General features: G+C 71.2%; 19 protein-coding genes and 1 pseudogene. 10 read left to right on the top strand and 10 right to left on the bottom strand.

The window, feature by feature from the left end; translation table 11 throughout:
• Window positions 1–169: 169 nt before the first annotated feature.
• On the bottom strand, window positions 170–1,132 hold the full coding sequence (locus KCH48_RS34740) for an ABC transporter substrate-binding protein (protein ID WP_210580780.1): 963 nt from the start codon (window positions 1,130–1,132) through the stop codon (window positions 170–172).
• A 339-nt stretch (window positions 1,133–1,471) separates the two neighbouring features.
• On the opposite strand from KCH48_RS34740, the gene KCH48_RS34745 reads away from it, so the two are divergent.
• From KCH48_RS34745 to KCH48_RS34760, 4 genes are read left to right on the top strand one after another with little or no spacing between them, the layout of a single operon-like run.
• Window positions 1,472–3,838 carry an ATP-binding protein gene (locus KCH48_RS34745; protein ID WP_307841035.1) on the top strand — a complete coding sequence of 789 codons (2,367 nt, stop codon included), beginning with the start codon at window positions 1,472–1,474 and terminating at the stop codon, window positions 3,836–3,838.
• Window positions 3,835–4,311 carry a roadblock/LC7 domain-containing protein gene (locus tag KCH48_RS34750; RefSeq protein WP_210580784.1) on the top strand — a complete coding sequence of 159 codons (477 nt, stop codon included), beginning with the start codon at window positions 3,835–3,837 and terminating at the stop codon, window positions 4,309–4,311. The genes KCH48_RS34745 and KCH48_RS34750 overlap by 4 nt, the downstream gene beginning before the upstream one ends.
• 40 nt (window positions 4,312–4,351) lie before the next feature.
• A complete protein-coding gene (locus tag KCH48_RS34755) occupies window positions 4,352–4,786 on the top strand; it encodes a DUF742 domain-containing protein (RefSeq protein ID WP_210580786.1) in 435 nt (144 codons plus the stop codon).
• Entirely contained in the window at window positions 4,773–5,372 is a 600-nt protein-coding gene (locus KCH48_RS34760; protein ID WP_210580788.1) for an ATP/GTP-binding protein, read from the top strand. The genes KCH48_RS34755 and KCH48_RS34760 overlap by 14 nt, the downstream gene beginning before the upstream one ends.
• Window positions 5,373–5,528: 156 nt before the next feature.
• Here the strand turns inward: KCH48_RS34760 and KCH48_RS34765 are convergent, their stop codons facing one another.
• The 7 genes from KCH48_RS34765 to KCH48_RS34795 all read right to left on the bottom strand — a co-directional run bounded on the left by KCH48_RS34765 (window position 5,529) and on the right by KCH48_RS34795 (window position 11,578).
• Window positions 5,529–6,194, bottom strand: coding sequence for an ABC transporter permease (locus KCH48_RS34765; RefSeq protein ID WP_210580790.1), 666 nt, complete (start codon window positions 6,192–6,194; stop codon window positions 5,529–5,531).
• Window positions 6,191–6,874, bottom strand: coding sequence for an ABC transporter permease (locus KCH48_RS34770; protein ID WP_210580791.1), 684 nt, complete (start codon window positions 6,872–6,874; stop codon window positions 6,191–6,193). The genes KCH48_RS34765 and KCH48_RS34770 overlap by 4 nt, the downstream gene beginning before the upstream one ends.
• On the bottom strand, window positions 6,871–8,034 hold the full coding sequence (locus tag KCH48_RS34775; RefSeq protein WP_210580792.1) for an ABC transporter ATP-binding protein: 1,164 nt from the start codon (window positions 8,032–8,034) through the stop codon (window positions 6,871–6,873). The genes KCH48_RS34770 and KCH48_RS34775 overlap by 4 nt, the downstream gene beginning before the upstream one ends.
• 129 nt (window positions 8,035–8,163) lie before the next feature.
• Entirely contained in the window at window positions 8,164–8,562 is a 399-nt protein-coding gene (locus KCH48_RS34780; protein ID WP_210580793.1) for a hypothetical protein, read from the bottom strand.
• Between the two features lie 246 nt (window positions 8,563–8,808).
• Entirely contained in the window at window positions 8,809–9,549 is a 741-nt protein-coding gene (locus tag KCH48_RS34785) for an FAD:protein FMN transferase (protein ID WP_210580794.1), read from the bottom strand.
• Between the two features lie 3 nt (window positions 9,550–9,552).
• The gene (locus KCH48_RS34790; protein WP_210580795.1) at window positions 9,553–10,230 is read right to left on the bottom strand and encodes an FMN-binding protein; all 678 of its coding nucleotides are present in this window, start codon (window positions 10,228–10,230) and stop codon (window positions 9,553–9,555) included.
• A gap of 10 nt (window positions 10,231–10,240) precedes the next feature.
• Window positions 10,241–11,578 (bottom strand): ferric reductase-like transmembrane domain-containing protein, encoded by a 1,338-nt coding sequence (locus KCH48_RS34795; RefSeq protein ID WP_210580796.1) that lies wholly within the window; start codon window positions 11,576–11,578, stop codon window positions 10,241–10,243.
• Between the two features lie 154 nt (window positions 11,579–11,732).
• On the opposite strand from KCH48_RS34795, the gene KCH48_RS34800 reads away from it, so the two are divergent.
• From KCH48_RS34800 to KCH48_RS43285, 4 genes and pseudogenes are all read left to right on the top strand, one after another.
• Window positions 11,733–12,431, top strand: a complete 699-nt coding sequence (locus tag KCH48_RS34800) for a response regulator transcription factor (RefSeq protein ID WP_307841036.1) — start codon at window positions 11,733–11,735, stop codon at window positions 12,429–12,431.
• Window positions 12,428–13,879: a cell wall metabolism sensor histidine kinase WalK gene (locus KCH48_RS34805; RefSeq protein WP_210580798.1), complete on the top strand. Its 1,452-nt coding sequence runs from the start codon at window positions 12,428–12,430 to the stop codon at window positions 13,877–13,879. The genes KCH48_RS34800 and KCH48_RS34805 overlap by 4 nt, the downstream gene beginning before the upstream one ends.
• A gap of 53 nt (window positions 13,880–13,932) precedes the next feature.
• On the top strand, window positions 13,933–14,931 hold the full coding sequence (locus tag KCH48_RS34810; RefSeq protein WP_210580799.1) for an NAD(P)-dependent oxidoreductase: 999 nt from the start codon (window positions 13,933–13,935) through the stop codon (window positions 14,929–14,931).
• Window positions 14,865–15,149, top strand: a pseudogene (locus KCH48_RS43285) (DUF664 domain-containing protein); the annotation flags it as partial. The gene KCH48_RS34810 and the pseudogene KCH48_RS43285, both read left to right, overlap by 67 nt.
• Window positions 15,150–15,339: 190 nt before the next feature.
• On the opposite strand, the gene KCH48_RS34820 reads toward KCH48_RS43285, so the two are convergent.
• Window positions 15,340–16,452, bottom strand: a complete 1,113-nt coding sequence (locus KCH48_RS34820; protein ID WP_210580806.1) for a sensor histidine kinase KdpD — start codon at window positions 16,450–16,452, stop codon at window positions 15,340–15,342.
• Between the two features lie 2 nt (window positions 16,453–16,454).
• Window positions 16,455–17,246 (bottom strand): response regulator transcription factor, encoded by a 792-nt coding sequence (locus KCH48_RS34825; RefSeq protein ID WP_210580808.1) that lies wholly within the window; start codon window positions 17,244–17,246, stop codon window positions 16,455–16,457.
• Between the two features lie 103 nt (window positions 17,247–17,349).
• On the opposite strand from KCH48_RS34825, the gene KCH48_RS34830 reads away from it, so the two are divergent.
• Window positions 17,350–18,084: a glycosyltransferase family 2 protein gene (locus KCH48_RS34830; RefSeq protein WP_374104742.1), complete on the top strand. Its 735-nt coding sequence runs from the start codon at window positions 17,350–17,352 to the stop codon at window positions 18,082–18,084.
• Window positions 18,081–18,689 (top strand): DUF2064 domain-containing protein, encoded by a 609-nt coding sequence (locus KCH48_RS34835; RefSeq protein WP_210580813.1) that lies wholly within the window; start codon window positions 18,081–18,083, stop codon window positions 18,687–18,689. The genes KCH48_RS34830 and KCH48_RS34835 overlap by 4 nt, the downstream gene beginning before the upstream one ends.
• Window positions 18,690–18,696 lie beyond the last annotated feature (7 nt).

Genomic DNA, 18,696 nt, shown 5'->3' on the forward strand with positions numbered 1-18,696 from the left:
AGGGGACGGGGGGGGGGTGGAGACCGGGGGGGCCCAGAGGGGAGCGGGGAGTGGGGGGTTTCTTTCAAGGAAGGGCAGCGGGGGGGCGGATTCCCCACGGGGGGGGGGGGTGGCCGCGGAGGAGGAGGCGTCGGTGCCCACCGCCTCGCTGTGAGGGCTGAGCCGGGGGTCAGCTCAGGCCGGCCGTCTTCAGCCAGGTCTTGGCGACGTCCAGCGGGTCCTTGTTCTCGAGCTGGACCTGGGAGTCCAGCTCCAGCAGGGTCTTGGTGTCCAGCTTGGCGGAGACCGCGTTGAGGGCGGCGACGCCCTCCTCGGGGAGGCCGGACTTGTAGACGAGCGGCGTCACGTTGGCGAAGCCGAAGAGGTTCTTCGGGTCCTGGAGGACGACGAACTTCTCCTTCTTGATGTTCGGGTCGGTGGTGAAGATGTCCGCGGCCTGCACGGTGTTCTTCTTCAGCGCCGCCGTGGTCAGCGGGCCGCCCGCGTCGAGCGCCTTGAAGGACTTGAACTCCAGACCGTATACGTCCTTCAGGCCGAGCAGGCCCTGCTGGCGGGTCTGGAACTCGGGCGAGCCGCCGATCACCATCTCGGGAGCGATGCCCTTGAGGTCGTCGAGGGTGGACGACGCAGTGAGGTTGTACTTCTTGGCGGTCTCCGCGTTCACCGACACGGAGTCCTTGTCCTCGGCGGGCGAGGGCTCGAGGAGCGTCAGCTTGGAGTCGAGCTTGGCCTTCACCGCCGAGCCGACGGCCTCGATGGACTTCTGCTCCGCCTTCGGGTCCAGGTACGCCAGCAGGGAGCCGTTGTACTCGGGCAGGACGGTGATGGAACCGTTCTTGAGCAGGCCGTACGTCGTCTCACGGCTGCCGATGTTCGGCTTGTACTCGACCTTGATGCCCTTGGCCTTGAGGGCCTCGCCGTAGATGTCGGCGAGCAGGATGCTCTCGGCGAAGTTGTTCGAACCGACGACGACCGTGTTGCCGTCCGCCTTTTCTTCCGCCAGCGGGTTGTCCGAATTGTCGGCGGAGTCGGAGCCGCATCCGGCAACGAGCGCCGCCACTGCTGCGAGGGCGACCGCGGCCGCGCGGGGGTGTCGCATGCTGGACCAGCTGCTCTTCACGGTAGAAGTCACGATTCCCGTTCCGGGGCTCAGAGAGTGAATGACCTTCATCTGATCCAATCCAGCCGCTTCTCGGTCAGTCAAGGGCAGCCGGGTCACCAATTGGCTTCGATGCGTACCCGATCGTGAAGATACCGAGGAGGATCCGGCAGGGAGACGCACTCAGGTTGTAACGGATTCTTGACTCAGGGTGCGGAGCAACCGCTTCCGAAGAGCCTGTAGTCTCGCCGCAGTTGGCGAAGCACAGTGATGTGCAGGCGCCGCTCCGCTCACATCCCAAACCCAGCCAGAGTCGATCAGAGACGGTCACGTGCGTTCCCGCGCCGTGCGACACCCCACGAAGGAGGCCTGGTGTCCACGAACGAGGTGGGCCTAAGGCGCTTCGCCGACCGCTGGCCGTTCAGGCGCAAGCTCAACGTGCTGGTCGGCGTCCCGCTCGCCGTGGTCGCCGTGCTGCTGGCGTATCTCTTCACCGACCAGGTCGGCCAGGCCCGGGACGCGGCCGCCGCGGCCCGGCTGGTGCGGGACAGCGCCCAGGTCGCGGAGCTGGCCGACCGGGTGAACGCCGAGCACCAGCAGGCGATCCTGCTGTCCGTGCGGTTCGAGGCCACCGAGTCCGGCGCCCGGCCCGGCATCACCGCCTACCGCAAGGCGCAGGCTGCGGTGGACCAGCAGGTCGAGACGGTGCGCGACACCTTCGGCGACCGGCTGCCGGACACCGAGGCGCAGGCCCTGAAGGAGATCAACGGCCTGTCCAGCCTGCGAGCGACGATCGAGCAGGGCTATCTGCCCGCCGACAACATCGACCCCGCCTACACCAACGCCGCCAAGGCCGTGATCGACGGCTTGGAACTCGACCGCAACCCGTCCCTCGCCGCCACCTTCACCGGCAATCTGCTGGACTCCCTGCTGCGCGCCGACGCCGCCCACAGCGCCTTCGAGACCAGCGTGTTCTCGGCGCGGACCGGTGACTCCAACGCGCTCATCGAGTTCATCGCGGCGGTCGGCAACTACGAGCTGTACCAGCACCAGGCCGAGCGCTTCGCCCGGTTCGCCACCGAGGCGCAGGCCGACGAACTGAGCGGTATCGAGCACAACACGGCCCAGGCCGAGATCCTCCGGCACTACGCCGAGCTGCAGATCGACCCCAGTGGACTGCAGGCCAGTTCGCCGGCGGAGATCCGCGCCGCGTTCGCCCAGGCCCTCGACGGCTACCCCGACTACCGCGCGCAGTCCCAGACCCGGCTGAAGATCACCTCCTCGCTGATCGGCCAGATCGCCGACCGCGCCGACAACGCCTCCAACGACGCCTGGTGGAACGCCGCCTGGCTGCTGAGCCTCGCGCTGCTCGGTTTCGCGCTCTGGCTGGCCCTCTCCGTGGCGGTGCGCCGCTCGGTGGTCCGGCCGGTGCAGGCCCTCACCGGCGCCGCGCAGGAGGTCGCCGAGGTCGCCGGGCGCGAACTCGCCCGGGTCGCCGACGACGACACCGAGGACGACGGCCCGCCCCTGCTGCGGGACATCCCGGTCACCGCACGCGACGAGATCGGCGACCTCGCCGAGGCCTTCAACCACGTACAGACCACCGCCGCCGCGCTGCTGGAGCGCCAGGTGCTCAGCCGCCGCAACACCGCCGAGATGTTCGGCAACGTCGGCCGCCGGGTCAGCAACCTCACCACCCGCCAGCTGGCGCTCATCGACGCCGTCGAACGCGGCGAGACCGACCCGGCGCTGCTCGAACGCCTCTACTCCATCGACCACATCGCGGTCCGGCTGCGCCGCAACGCGGACAGCCTGATGCTGCTGGCCGGCATCCGCGAGACCGTCCTCGACGCGGGCCCCACCACGCTCACCACCGTCGTACGGGCCGCGCTCGGCCAGATCGAGGGCTTCCAGCGGGTACGGCTCGACGCACACACCGACGTGATGGTGGAGCCCGACATCATCGGCGACCTCACGCTGATGGTGGCCGAACTCCTGGAGAACGCCGTGTCGTTCTCGCCGGCGGGCAGCCCGGTCGAGGTGACCCTGCACACCGGCGACGACGGCGGCGCGTCGATCGTGATCGCCGACCACGGCCTGGGCATGAGCGCCGAGCGGCTGGCCGAGGAGAACGCCCGGCTGATCCGCCGCGAGCGGCTCGACCTCGTCCCGACGAAGGTGCTCGGCCTGTTCGTGGTCGGAACGCTGGCCCGCCGCTGGTCGGTCGGCATCACGCTGACCCGGACGCCGGGCGGCGGCGTGACCGCCGAGGTGGCCATCCCGGCGTCGCTGCTGCTCTCGATGAGCCGGGTGGCTCCGGCGCCCGCGACGCCCGCCGTGCAGGCGGCGTCCGGCCCGCGCCCGTCCACCGCGGCGGCACCGGGCGACGCCGCCCCGCTCCCCCGCCGGGTGCCCAAGCGGGCGGCGGCTGCGACAGCCGGCACCGAGGACGACAAGCCCGTGATCCCCAAGCCACGCGACGAGGACGCGGCCGACGACGCCCAGGCCTCCCGCCCGCTCCGCCGCCGCGTCCGCGGCGCGACGCTCCGTACGACCGTCGGCGACACCACCGCCGAGACCGCCCGCCCCGCCGCACCCCCCGCCGACGCGGACGCCGTCCGCAGCGCGCTGGAGGAGTTCGAGGCGGCCGTGGAGCAGGCCAACCGGGACAGCGCGAGCGGACCGGATCCGAAGACTTCGCAGGACCAGAACCACCTCCCGGAAGGAGCGGAGCAGTGAGCACGCCGACAGGTGACACTCCCACGGGAGGGGCCACGCCCGACGAACTGCGGGCCGCAGCAGCCGACTTCACCTGGCTGCTCAATCGTTTCGCCACCGAGACCGCCGGTGTCGTCGACGCGATCGCGGTCTCCTCCGACGGTCTGCTGATCGCGGTGGCCCAACTACGGGAGCGGGCGCACTCCGAGCGGCTGGCCGCGATCGTCTCCGGCCTCACCAGCCTGGCCGCCGGTGCCTCCGGCAACTACGGCCTGGGCGCCCTCAACAAGGTCATCATCGACCTGGAGGGCGGCCATGTCCTGGTCTCCGCGATCGGCAGCGGCGCCGTGCTCGGCGTTGTCGCCGACAAGGAGGCCAAGCTGGGCAACATCGCGTACGAGATGACGCTGTTCGCCAACCGGGCCGGTGGCGCGCTCAGCCCTCAGCTCGTGCTGGAACTGAAGAACACCGTCGGCGTTCCGTCGACGGGTTGACCGGGCACCGCCCGGCCGAGGAACAAGAGGACACAGACCCATGGCGGACGGCCGTACGCCGAACGGTGGCGACGAGGGCGGCTCCCCGGACCGGGTGGGCCCCGCCCCCGCGGTACGGCCGTTCCTGGTCACCGCCGGCCGGGTGGCGCCGACCTCGTCCGGGCGGACGATGCCCGTCGAGACCCAGGTGGTGGCCACCGCCGAAGGTCTCGACGCGCTCGACCGGCTCTCCTTCGAACAGCACGACATCATCGCCGCCTGCCGGCAGCCGCAGTCCATCGCGGAGATCGCGGCCCGGCTGCGGCTGCACCTCAACGTGGTCCGTATCCTCTCCGAGGACCTGCGGGCGGCGGGGCAGTTGACGGTGTACGTGCCCAACACCGACGCCACCCATGACTCATCCGTCCTGCGCAGGGTTATCGATGGCCTCCGTGCCATCCCCGACTCCCGGGGGGTACTCCGTGACACCGACTGAACCGGTCGCCGGCGGCGCAGCTGCGCAGACCGCCGTACGACCGCCGCTGCCGGTGAAGATGGTGATCGCGGGCGGATTCGGCGTGGGCAAGACCACCGCGGTCGGCTCGATCTCCGAGATCGAGCCGCTGACCACCGAGGCGGCGATCACCGAGGTCGCCGCGGGCGTGGACGACCTCTCCCACACGCCCCGCAAGACCACGACCACGGTCGCCATGGACTTCGGGTGCATCACCATCGACCCGACCCTGAAGCTGTATCTCTTCGGCACGCCCGGGCAGGACCGGTTCGGGTTCATGTGGGACGACATCGTCGAGGGCGCGGTGGGTGGTCTCGTCATCGTCGACACGCGTCGCCTCGACGACTGCTACGCCGCGGTCGACTACTTCGAGCACAAGCAGATCCCGTTCGCGGTCGCCGTGAACGCGTTCGACGGGAAGGTCGAGCACGAGTTGGACGAGGTCCGCTGGGCTCTGGATGTCTCCGACCGTGTTCCTGTGGTCGTCTTCGACGCGCGGGAGCGGGGTTCGGTACGGGACTCTCTGCTGGTTGTACTGGAACTGGCACTGGCGCGTAGCGAGGGGTGAGCAGGGTTTCGTGGGTGGCTGCGGGCCGGTGGGGGCTGGTCGCGCAGTTCCCCGCGCCCCTATCGGGGCGCCCCGATAGGGGCGCGGGGCTGTGTCAATTTGCGGCTCCGCCGCGTGGGCGCGACCAGCCACGACGGCGCCGCACCTCCAGCGGAGCTACGCGCGGCGGACTCCTCGTGACACCGAGAAGCGGCCCGCCGCCCAGAACACGCCCAGCGTGACCAGAGCCAGCGCAGCGACCAGCGTCGCGCCGCCCACGACCTTCTCGTAGTCGCGCTGGTAGAGACCGTCGACGATGTAACGCCCGAGCCCGCCGAAACTGACGTACGCGGCGATCGTGGCCGTGGAGACGATCTGGATGGCCGCGGAGCGCAGCCCGCTGAGGATGAGGGGGAGGGCGACCGGCACTTCGACCCGGAAGAGGATCTCGGTCTCGGCCATGCCCATGCCGCGGGCGGCGTCCACCGGCGCGGGGTCGACGGAGCGCATCGCCTCGTACGTGGTGACGAGGATGGGCGGGATCGCGAGCACGACCAGCGGGATCATGACGGGCGCGAGGCCCAGGCCCAGCAGCACGAACATCAGCACCATCAGGCCGAAGCTGGGCAGTGCGCGCCCCGCCGTGGCGATGAGGGCGAGCGTGTTGCCGCCGCGTCCGGTGTGGCCGGTGAGCAGGCCGACCGGCAGTCCGACGGCCGCGGCGATGGCGAGGGCCTCCAGCGTGTACTGGACGTGCTCGGCGACGCGGGTCGGGATGCCGTCGTAGCCCTGCCAGTGGGCGCTGTCGCTGAAGAAGGCGTCGATGTAGTTCAGGACGTTCACCGGGCGGCCGCCTTCGCGAGCGTACGGGTGTTCTTGCGGGTGCCGCGCGGCATCCAGGGCGTGAGGAGGATGCGGACGCCGATCAGCGCGGCGTCGACGAGGATGGCGAGGACGGCCGTGCCCACCACGGAGAGCCAGATCAGCCGGGGCTGGTTGTAGATCATGCCGCTGTTGAGCAGGTTGCCGAGGGCTCCCTGGTTGCCGATCAGCATGCCGACGCTGACGAGGGAGACGCTGGACACGGACGCCACCCGCAGCCCGGCGATGATCGCGGGCGCGGCGATCGGCAGCTGCACCTGGAGATAACGTCGTATGGGCCCGAAGCCCATCGCGGTGGCCGCGGCGAGGGTCTCCTGCGGCACCGATCGCACACCGTCGACGATCGCCGGGACCAGCACGACCAGGCTGTAGACGGCGAGCGGGATCATCACGGTGAGCTCGCTCAGCCCGGTGTAGTCGATGAGGATGACGAAGAACGCGAGCGACGGGATCGCGTAGAGCACCGTCGTGACCCACAGCACCGGCGGGTACAGCCAGCGCACCCGCACGCACAACTGGGCCAGGGGCAGCGCCACCAGGAGCCCGAACAGCACCGGCAGCAGCGCCTCGCGCAGATGCAGCGTGACCAGGCCGAGGTAGCTGTGCTGGAGGTCGCTGGGCAGGTCGAAGAGTTCGCTCATCGCGCGGCCTTCTCCGTCGTGCCGTCGGTCTTGGTGCCCGCCTTGCCGTCCGCGCGCCGCTCCGCGTGGGCGCCGCGGATCGCCTCGCCGATGGTCTGCTGGGAGACGACTCCGGCGGCCCGGCCCTCGCCGTCCACGGCGACGGCCCACCCGGTGGGCGAGAGCACGGCACAGTCCAGCGCGGCCCGCAGCGAGTCCGTACCGGCGCTGAACGGCCGTCCGTAGGAGAGGAGTTGGTCCTGCCGGATCTCCCCCGCGGTCAGCTCCCCCGGTTCGGCCCAGCCGAGCGGCTTGCCGTCCAGATCCGTTACGAGGAGGTAGGGCGCGTCCGTGGTGTCGCGGGCGGCGATCTGCTCGGCGGTCGCGTCGACGGCGATGATCGGCGCGGTCAGCAGGGCTAGGTCCGTGGACGGGAAGAACGACAGCCGGCGGATGCCCCGGTCGGCGCCGAGGAAGTCCTCCACGAAGGCGTCCGCGGGGTCGGTGAGCAGTTCGGCGGGCGGCGCGAACTGGGCGAGATGGCCGCCGGTGCGCATCACGGCGACCATGGTGCCGAGCTTGACGGCCTCGTCGATGTCGTGCGTGACGAAGACGATCGTCTTGCCCAACTCCGCCTGGATCCGCAGGAGTTCGTCCTGCAGGCCCTTGCGGACGATCGGGTCGACGGCCGAGAACGGCTCGTCCATCAGCAGCACCGGCGGGTCCGCTGCGAGCGCCCGTGCCACGCCGACGCGCTGCTGCTGGCCGCCGGACAGCTGGTAGGGGTAGCGCTTGGCGAGGGCGGCGTCGAGTCCGACCCGCTCCATCAGCTCCCTGGCCCGCGCCCGCGCCTTGTCCTTCCCCCAGCCGAGCATGCGGGGCACGGTGGCGATGTTGTCGACGATCGTGCGGTGCTGGAAGAGTCCGGCGTTCTGGATGACGTAACCCATGGACCGGCGCAGCGTGTTGACCGGCTGCTTCATGATGTCGACGCCGTCGAGGGTGATGGTCCCCTCGCTCGGCTCCACCATCCGGTTGATCATGCGCAGGGTCGTCGTCTTCCCGCAGCCCGAGGGGCCGACGAGGACGGTGATCGAGCGGTCGGGTATCTCCAGGGAGAGCCGGTCGACCGCCACCGTGCCGTCCGGGTACCGCTTGGTGACTGAATCTATCCGTATCAAAACGCGGAATACCCTTCGGGTCTGGCAGAAGTTGCCCGCTTTCGGCCATGGCGCGGGCCGTTGCGGGGAGAGTCTAGACCGCCTGTGTTGCGGTTTCTTTGACGGGCGAGACAGAGCTCCCTGGGCTCCTCACCAGATCAGCAGGCCCCCGCCCCGCCTCTGCGCGTACCGCGTGCTCGCCTCGATGCAGTCAAGGCGCCTGGAGATGTGGTCGGCGTGGTCCTCGACGGTCCGGTCGGGCGAGCAGGTCTCGGTGGCCAGCTGCGTCACATGCGCGCGGACCAGGGCGATTTCACGCAGGAAGGCGGGAATCTCGTCGGGGGCGACGACGTCCGCGTTGTCGACGCTCACCAGGGCCGGGAAGAACCGGGCGCCGATCCGGCGTATCGCCTGCGACCCCCACACCTTGGTGCGCCAGGACTCCGGTCCTGCCAGATCCAGTCCATCGTCGCGCCCGTCGTCCGGTCCGGCCAGGATGTCGATGCCACCATCCGCCCGCACCAGGAAGACCTCGCTCGTCAGACTCACACCCGCAGTGGATCACGCCCGCTCCGCACCGGTCGACGGGATTTCGGCGGCCGCCGGCCGGCGCACCGGACGACCCGCGCCGGGCCCGCCCCGCGCTCTGGTCAGGCAGCCTGCGTTGGGGTGGAACCTGGAGCAGGTCCCACGGCGAGAGTCGTCACGCCGCCCAGCCACGCATCTGCCTGAACGAGCGACCTGGCGAAGGGCGGCCCTCAGCGTCGTTTTCCGCGCGGCCTGCCCTTGGCCCGATCACGCCGCCCCTATCTCCGCGCGAGCCACCGGACAGCCCTCCGTACGCAGCACCCGTCGCTCCGCATCCACCGCGAACACCTCGCACCCCTCCCGCCCGGCCGCCCACGCGACACCCTCCGCGCCCATCGCGAACGCCGCCGTGGCCGCGGTGTCCGCCTCCGTGAGCGTGGACGCGACGACGGTGACCGCGAGAAGACCGGTCGCCGGACGCCCGGTGCGCCCGTCGATGATGTGGTCGCCGCGCTCGTAGCGCCCGGACGTCGCGACCGCGCCGTCGGTGATCTCCAGCACCGTGCACAGCTGATCGGCGTGTTCGGGGTGCCGTATGCCCACGCGCCAGGGACCGCCGGCCGCGACGACATCGCCGCCGGCATTGAGGCAGAACCTGCGCACCCCGGCGGCGGTCAGCAGGTCCGCCGCCCGCTGCACCGACCAGCCCTTGACGACCGCGCACGGGTCGAGGCCCTCGCCGGGCCGGCGGGCGTCGAAGGCGCCGCCGGTGGCGAGGCGGTACTGCTCGCACAGGTCGAGCACCTCGGCGAGGTCGGCGCTGACCTCGCCCAGGGCGATGTCGCCGCGGTCGAGCCGGGACACCTCGCTGTCGGGCTTGAACGGGCTGAACCGTTCGTCGACCTCGCGCAGCCAGGCGAAGACCTCGTCCGTGAGCGCGGCGGGGACCTCCTCGTCGTCGATGCGCAGGGAGACGGGGAAGCCCATGACGTGCTCGACCCGGTGCATGTGTCAGGCGCCCTTCGCGTCGATGGCGGCCTGGAGGGACTCCATGTAGCCGTCGCTGGTGATCGTGGCACCGGACACCGTGTCGATGTCCGCGCTCTGCGCCTGAAGGGTCGCCGCGATCAGCTTCGGCACCGCGGCCGTGGTCTGCGGGTGGTTGGGCTGCTGGAGCATCCGCACGGACTTGATGGTGTCGCCCTCGAAGGTGACCTCGACCTGCACCGGACCCTTCTCGGTGGCGAGTGTCGAGCCCGCGACCACCTCACTGGTTGCGTTACTGGTCGCCTTACTGGTTGCGTTCTTGTCGATCGCCGCCTGGAGGGACTCCTTGTAGCCCTCGGTGGTGATCGTGGCCCCGGACACGGTGTCGACGTCCGCGCTCTGCGCCTCCAGGGTCGACGCGATCAGCTTCGGCACCGCGGCCGTCGTCTGCGGATGGTTCGGCTGCTGAAGCATCCGCACAGCGGTGATCTTGTCGCCGTCGAAGGTGACCTCGACCTGCACCGGACCCTTCTCGGTCTGGATGGTCGAGCCCGTGACGACGGTGGAACCCGAGGAAGCCGACGGCGTGGACGCGGGCGCAGCCACTTCCGTGGACGTGCCGGTGTCGACGGACGGTTCGTAGCGCCAGACGGTGACCAGACCGGCGGCGGACAGGACAAGGGCGGGAATGACTCGCTTCACGGTGTCCCTCTCATCCAGCCAGGCTGAAACGCTCGAAGTGGATCTGCGGCTTGGGCACGCCCAGCTCGCGCAGGGTGCCGAGCACCGCGTTCATCATGGGCGGCGGCCCGCACAGGAAGACGTCCCGGTCGGCGATGTCCGGCACGAGCCGGCCGAGTTCCGGCGCCGCGAGCCGGTCCGGGACGGGCGATCCGGTCACCAGGTGCAGCTCGGCGCCCTTCATGGCGGCGAGGTCGCGCAGCTCGTCGTAGAGGACGGCGTCCCGGTCGCTGCTCACGCGGTAGATGACGACGGCGTGACCCTCCAGCTCCTCCAGCAGGGCGCGGATCGGGGTGACCCCGACGCCGCCCGCGATGAGGAGTGACTCGGGCCGGGTGCGGTGCATCGCGGTGAACGCGCCGTAGGGGCCCTCGGCGAAGACGCGCGTGCCGACCTTCATGTGCCGCAGGGCCGCGCTGCCGTCACCGGCCGCCTTGGCGGTGAGCCTGAGGCTGCGGCCGTCGGGAGCAGCGGACAGCGAGAAGGGGTTGGCCTGCCACCAGCGGTCGCGGGTCATGAAACGCCACAGGAAGAACTGGCCGGCCCGTGCGCCCATCTGGTCCAGGTCGCGGCCGGTGATGTAGACGGAGACGACATTGTCGGACTCGGGGACGACGGCCGAGACGCGCAGCTGGTGGCGCCAGTTCCGCCACAGCGGCAGCACGGCCCGGCCCAGGACCACCGCGCCGAGCGCGAAGCCCCACAGGGTCCACCAGTAGGCGGTGGCCAGGGACGACGCGACGAACGTCGTACCGACGGCCACCTCGTGCGTGAACGCCAGCACCACGGCGGCGTAGGTGTACAGGTGGATGAAGTGCCAGGTCTCGTACGCCAGTCGGCGCCGGGCCCAGCGGGCCGAGAGGGCGCCGATGAAGATGATCAGCACCCAGGCGACGAGCGCGCGCAGCACGCCCTCGGTGGTCTCCGCGAGGTCGACCAGCTGGTTGACCGGGTCGAGGCCGGAGGACTCGCCGTAGCCGAAGGTGATGAAGACCACGTGGCCGACGAGCGTCCACAGCAGCGAGAAGCCGATCCAGCGGTGCCAGAGGGTCATCCGGTCCATGCCGATGCGGCGGTCGAACCAGGGCAGCCGGGCGACCAGCAGCAGCTGGAACGCCATCAGGAGTCCGCCGAGCAGGCCGCACAGCCGGCCCAGCACGATCAGGGTGTTGGAGGCGAACCCGGCCTGGACGAAGAAGTAGGCCACCACGGCAACGTTCACGGCCAGCACGGCGTACAGGCCCGTGCGGGCGGCCACCCTGGGGCGTATCGCCGTGGGGGGCGCAGGGGGCGATTGGACGGTTGTCACGGTCGGCAGCTCCTCGGTCAGGGGTCCTGGTGCACTGAGCTTCGCTGGCGGGAGCTGTCGAAGACCTGTCGTTGTTCTTTCAAGTACTTATCGATGTGGTCCAGGCCTCGACCGGGCCCATGGAGATCACGGGCGCGTGCCGCACTATGAGGGGGTGGAAAAAGTACGACTGCTCGTCGTGGACGACGACCCGCCGATCGCCGACCTCGTCGCGACGGTCGCGCGTTACGAAGGCTGGGACGCGGTCACGGCGAACTCCGGTGAGGAGGCGCTGCGCGCCGCCGCCGAGTTCCACCCGGACATCGTGGTGCTCGACCTGATGCTGCCGGACCTGGACGGCTTCGGCGTGCTCGACCGGCTGCGCCGCTCCGGGACGATGGTGCCGGTGGTGTTCCTCACCGCGCGGGACGCGGTCGCCGACCGGGTGGCGGGGCTAACGCGGGGCGGCGACGACTACCTGGTCAAGCCGTTCGCGGTGGAGGAGCTGATGGCCCGGCTGCGCACGGTGCTGCGGCGCAGCGCCGGGCCCGGCTTCCAGCGGTCCGTCCTCCAGGTCGCCGACCTCACGATGGACGAGGACACCCGCGAGGTGCGGCGCGGTGACCGGCTCATCACCCTCACACCCACCGAGTACGAGGTGCTGCGCTACCTGATGCGCAAGTCGCCGACCGTGCTCACCAAGGCGCAGATCCTCGACCATGTGTGGGAGTACGGCTTCGGCGGCCGCTCGAACGTCGTCGAGCTGGTCGTCAGCCGGCTGCGCCGCAAGCTCGACGAGACCGACGACGGCACGGCCCCGCTGATCCACACCGTCCGGGGCTTCGGATATGTGATCCGGCAGGCCGCCGAGTGATCCGGCGGCTCAGACACACCTACCGCAGACTGCGCCTCGGCACCCGGCTCGCGCTGGGCCTCGGCGTGCTGTCCCTCGTCGTGTTCGCGGTCGTCGGCACGGCGCTGACGACGTACATGCGGGACTACCTGTCGAAGCAGCTCGACGAACAGCTGGCGCAGGGCCAGATCGCCCAGTCCAAGTCCATCGCGGACTACGGCACGCTCTCCGGGAAGAAGTACTACAGCTGGTACTACGCCGTGTACGACGTGCGGGACGGCACGCCCGTGCTCCGCAAGCCCGAGGACCCCGCCGACCTGCCGGAGGACGTCGACGACTTCACCGCCGTGGCGCGGGCGCAGACCACCTCGCCCACGGAAGTCCTGCGCACCGACCACCTCAAGGGCAAGGGCGACTACCGGTTGCGCGCCTGCGAGGTCGAGTCCGGTCTGATCCTGGTCAGCGCCGCGCCGATGGCCGACATCGACGACACCGTGGGCCAGTTGATCACGATCCAGGCCGTCACGTTCGGGCTCGCGCTGCTCGCCCTGGTGGTGGCCGGCCGGGGGATGCTGCGGCGCGGTCTGAAACCGCTGAGCGACATGGCGCACACGGCGCGCGGCATCACCTCGCACGATCTGACCGACTCGGCGCGGCTGCCGGTACGGCACGACGGGCGCAGCGGCGGCCCCGAGGTGGAGGAGCTGCGCACCGCGTTCAACACGATGCTGGAGCACATCGACGACTCCCTCGCGGTCCGCACGGAGGCCGAGCAGCGGTTGCGCCGGTTCGTCGCGGACGCCTCGCACGAGCTGCGCACACCGCTGATGTCCGTACGCGGCTATGCCGACCTCTTCCAGTACGCCGCCGCCAACGCCCCCGAGGAACGCGACAAGCACCTGGCCCGGCTGCGCGCCGAGGCCGCCCGGATGGGCTTCCTCCTGGACGACCTGCTGCTGCTCGCCCGGCTTGACGCCGCCGAGGTCGAGGCGCCGCTGCGGGTCCAGGAGGCGGACCTGGTGGAGCTGGTCGAGAACGCCGCGGACGCCTTCCGCGCGGCCCACACGGACCACCCGCTGACGGTGGCCACCGGCCCCTCCCGGCTGACGATGCGGCTGGATCCGCAACGCGTCCGGCAGGTCCTGGACAACCTCCTCACCAACGCGGCCGTGCACACCCCGGAGGGCACGGAGGTGTCCCTGTCGGTGTCGGTCACGGCCGGCCGGGCCGTCGTCCGGGTCGCCGACGCGGGCCCCGGCATCCCGCCCGACGACCGGAAACGGATCTTCGACCGCTTCTACCGCGTCGACAAGGCCCGCAGCCGCGACCGCGGCGGCAGCGGACTGGGCCTCGCGGTGGCGCACTCGCTGGTGAGCGCGCACGCCGGCACGATCGACGTCACCAGCGAACCGGGCGCCACGGTGTTCACCGTCTCACTGCCCCTCCCGAAAGGTCTTACAGACCGGTGACATGACGGGCGCGGCCCGTCCGTAAGGGCAGGTCGCAGCCCTACGTTGAGGGCATGCGCGTACTGGTCACCGGCGGTGCCGGCTTCATCGGGTCCCATGTCGTCGAGTCCCTGCGGGCCCACGGCCACGAGCCCGTCGTCTACGACATCAGCGACGCCCCGGCGTCGGACGTAAGGGACCCCGACGCCATCCGCGCCGCCCTGCCCGGCGTGGACGCGGTCTGCCACCAGGCGGCGATGGTCGGCCTGGGCGTCGACTTCTCGGACGCGGCCGATTACGTCTCCCACAACGACCTGGGGACCGCGGTGCTGCTCACCGCCATGGCGGAGGCGGGCGTACGACGTCTGGTGCTGGCCGGGTCGATGGTGGTGTACGGCGAGGGACGGTACTCGTGCGAGTGGCACGGCGTGGTGCGACCGGGCCCCCGTTCGATCACCGACCTCGAGTCGGCCCGCTTCGAACCGCCCTGCCCCGTCTGCGGCGAGGACCTGTCCCCCGGCCTGGTCGCCGAGGACGCCCCCGTCGACCCACGCAACGTGTACGCGACGACCAAGCTCACCCAGGAGCACCTGGCGGCGGCCTGGGCACGCACGACAGGCGGCTCGGCGATCTCACTGCGCTACCACAACGTCTACGGCCCCCACATGCCCCGCGACACCCCCTACGCCGGCGTCGCCTCCTTCTTCCGCTCCGCCCTCGCCCGCGGCGAATCCCCCCGCGTCTACGAAGACGGCCGCCAGCGCCGCGACTTCGTCCACGTACGAGACGTGGCCTCGGCCAACGTGGCAGCCCTGGAGGCGAATCCCGCACCGGGCACCCTCACCGCGTACAACACCGGCAGCGGCGACCCCCACACGGTCGGCGAAATGGCCCGAGCACTGGCAACGGCATGCGCCGGCCCGGACCCGGTGATCACCGGCGAGTTCCGCCTGGGGGACGTCCGCCACATCACGGCCGACTCGTCGCGGCTGCGGGCGGAGCTGGGGTGGAAGGCGGAGGTGGGCTTCGAGGAGGGGATGAGGGAGTTCGCGCAGGCGGAGATGCGGTCCTGAACAGCAAGCGCAGGCACGTCCTGGACATCCTGGAGGGACTGGACGAGGAGGCGCTGCGGCGCCCGGTTCTACCGTCTGGCTGGACATGCCTTGGGCTGGTGCACCATCTCGCCCTGGACGACGAGAAGTTCTGGTTCCGCGCGGTCGCCGCGGGGGAGCAAGCGGCGATCGAAGAGATCCTCGGCGCCGGGGCGAACGCGTGGCAGCCCGCCCCGGAGAAAACAGCCGAGGAGATCTTCGCTCTCTACCGGAAGGAAGGGGAGCTCGCCGACACCTTCCACTGGCACCTGGACGTCGTGCGCGAACTCATCGAGGCAACATCAGCCCCTCCGGCGTTTGAGGAGCGGGGTCTGGGGCCGGAGCCCCAGGGTGGGACGGGTAGGGGCGGCGGGGGCGAAAGACCGCCCGTCACACCCCAGCCATCGGCAACGTCACCTCGAACCGACAGCCGCCCGGCACATTGTGGACCGCCGCCCGCCCCTGATGCGCCTCCACGATCCCCCGCACAATCGCCAGCCCCAGCCCCGCCCCCGCCGGAGGCGTCCGCGCGTCGTTCCCCCGCCACCCGGTGTCGAACACCCGCGGCAGATCCTCGTCAGGAATCCCCCCACAACCGTCCGTCACGGACAACACCACACCATCGGCCGACCGTTCGGCGGCCACAGCGACCGTCCCGTCCGTCGGCGTACGCCGAATCGCGTTGACGAGCAGATTGCCGAGAACCCGGCTCATCTCCTTCCCGTCCACCTCCACCGGCACCGGCTCCACCCGATCCCCGACCAGCCGCACACCGTGCTCACGCGCCAGCGGATCCGCCCCCGCGAGGGCGTCCCCGACAAGGTCGTACAGCGAGATCCGGCTGGGGCTCAGCGCCAGCGTTCCCGCATGGATGCGGGAGAGTTCGAAGAGGTCACCCACCATGTCGTTGAGGTGTTCCACCTCGGTGCGGATCTGACGCAGATAGCGGTCGGGATCGGCGGCGACACCGTCCTCCAGCGCCTCGGCCATCGCACGCAGCCCGGCGAGTGGGGTACGCAGGTCGTGCGAGATCCAGGCGACGAGTTCGCGCCGCGAGGATTCCAGGGCCCGCTCGCGGGTCCGGGACTCGGCGAGTCTGACGCTGGTCGCCTCCAACTCCCGGCTCAGCGCGGCGAGTTCGGCGGTGGCGGGTCCGTCGGGTGAGGTGAAGTTCCCGCCGTCGCCGAAGGAGCGCGCGGCGAGCGCGAGGGCGCGGCTGCGGGCGACGACCCAGCGGCCGAGCAGCGTCGCGGTGACGAGAGAGACCACGGCGGCCATGGCGACGACCAGCGTGACGACCTTCAGATCGTGCTCGGACAGGAACATCGCCCGCGCGACCGCGAGGGTGCCCGCGAGCATCGCGGTGACGCCGACGGCGGCGACCACCGCGAGGTGCACGGCGAGCGAGCGGCGCCGGATGAGCCGCAGGACACCCGCGCCGAGCACGCCGGCCGCGGCGGCGCCGAGGAAGGCGAAGAGGGCGATGAGAAGCATGTCGCGCATGATCACGCCTCCCCGTTGCCGAAACCGCTGCCGGAATCGGCGTCGAACCCGGAGCCGGTGCCGGAGCCGGTGTCGAAACCGCTGCCGGCGCCAGAGCCGGTGTCGAAGCGATAGCCGACCCCCCACACCGTCTGAATCAGCCCCGGCCGCGCCGGATCGTCCTCGACCTTGCCGCGCAGTCTGCGGACATGGACGGTGACGGTCGACAGGTCGCCGAAGTCCCAGCCCCACACCTCACGCATCAGGTCCTCCCGGCTGAACACCCGGCCGGGGTGCCGGAGGAAGAACGCGAGGAGGTCGAACTCGCGGACGGTGAGGGCGAGTTCGGTGCCGTTCTTGGCGGCGCGGCGGGCCGCCGGGTCGACGGTGAGCCCGGCCGCGTGGAGGCTGGCGGACGGCTGGGCGGGGCGGGCGCGGCGCAGCACGGACTCGACGCGCAGGACGAGTTCGCGGGGGCTGAAGGGTTTGGTGACGTAGTCGTCGGCGCCGACCTCAAGGCCCAGGATCCGGTCGTCCTCGTCGCCGCGCGCGGTGAGCATGATGACCGGCACGGGCCCGCGCACCCGCATCTGCCGGCACACTTCCAGGCCGTCCATGCCGGGCAGCATCAGGTCCAGCACGACGAGGTCGGGCCAGTGCGCGGCGGCCCGCTCCAGCGCGTCGGGTCCGTCCCCGGCGCGGTCGACGACGTATCCGGCCCGGTCGAGGTATCCGGACACCACTTCGGCGACGGTCGGATCGTCGTCGACGACGAGGACCCGGGCCCCGGGCCCCGCGTGCTGCTGCTGTTCCATGCCGCCAGCGTCGCACCACCCGCCCACGGATGGCGCCCACCCCCGCTGACGTCCTTGTTTCGTAAGGAGCCGCAGTCCGGTATGCCCGTTTCGCGCTCGTAGGGTGAAAGCCGTGACGACCTCATCTCCGACGGACCACAGCACGGACCACGGAACGGACCAGGAAGTCGACGTGGTCCTCCCCTGTCTCAACGAGGCCGAGGCGCTGCCCTGGGTCCTGGAGCGCATCCCGCCCGGCTGGCGCGCGCTCGTCGTGGACAACGGGTCCACCGACGGCTCCGCCGACATCGCCCGCGCCCTCGGCGCGACCGTCGTACGCGAAGAGCGGCGCGGCTTCGGTGCCGCCTGCCACGCGGGCCTGACGGCGGCCACCGCCGACATCGTGTGCTTCTGCGACTGCGACGCCTCCCTGGACCCGGGCGACCTCATGCCCTTCGTACGGGAAGTGGCGGGCGGCGCGGCCGACCTGGTGCTCGGCAGGCGGCGCCCGCAGAGCCGGGGCGCCTGGCCCGCGCACGCTCGCGCGGGCAATCTGGCGCTGGCCCGGATGCTGCGCCGCCGCACCGGACTGCGCCTGCACGACCTGGGCCCGCTGCGGGCCGCCCGGCGTGAGCCGCTGCTCGCCCTCGGGCTCAGCGACCGGCGCAGCGGCTATCCGCTGCAGATGGTGGTGCGCGCCGCCGACGCGGGCTGGCGCATCGCCGAGCACGACGTGCCGTACTTCCCGCGCACCGGCGCCTCCAAGGTCACCGGGACCTGGCGCGGGACCTGGCAGGCGGTGCGGGACATGAGCCGCGTACTGACCGAGACCGCCGCCGAGCAGGGAGTTCGCCCGTGACCACGCTGCTCGTCATCGCCAAGGAGCCCCGGCCGGGCCGGGTCAAGACCCGGCTGACGCCGCCGTTCACGCCCGAGGAGGCGGCGGCCCTCGCCGAAGCCTCGCTCGCGGACACCCTGGACGTGGTGGCGCGGACACCGGCCACGCGCCGGGTCCTGGTCCTCGACGGCAGACCGGGGCGCTGGCTGCCGCCCGGCTTCGAGGTCGTACCGCAGTGTGCGGGCGGCCTCGACGAACGTCTCGCCGCCGCCTTCGCGGGCTGCACCGGCCCGTCCCTGCTCATCGGCATGGACACCCCGCAGGTGACGCCGGAGCTGCTGACGGTGGACTTCGCCGACTGCGACGCGTACTTCGGTCCCGCCGAGGACGGCGGCTTCTGGGCGTTGGGCCTGGCCGCACCGGACCCCGCCCTGCTGCGGGGCGTCCCGATGTCGACGCCGCACACCGGCGCCGTACAACGCGACCGCCTCGCGGGACTGCGGGTGCGGGACCTGCCGCGCCTGCGCGACGTCGACACGGCGTACGACGCGGAGGTCGTCGCCAAGGCGGCGCCGGGCGGGCGTTTCGCGGCGGCGCTGGAGCGGCTGACGACGAAGGCGCGGTGAGTGCGGT

The sequence above is a fragment of the Streptomyces sp. GESEQ-4 genome, from assembly GCF_017948455.1.
Classification (GTDB): Bacteria; Actinomycetota; Actinomycetes; order Streptomycetales; family Streptomycetaceae; genus Streptomyces.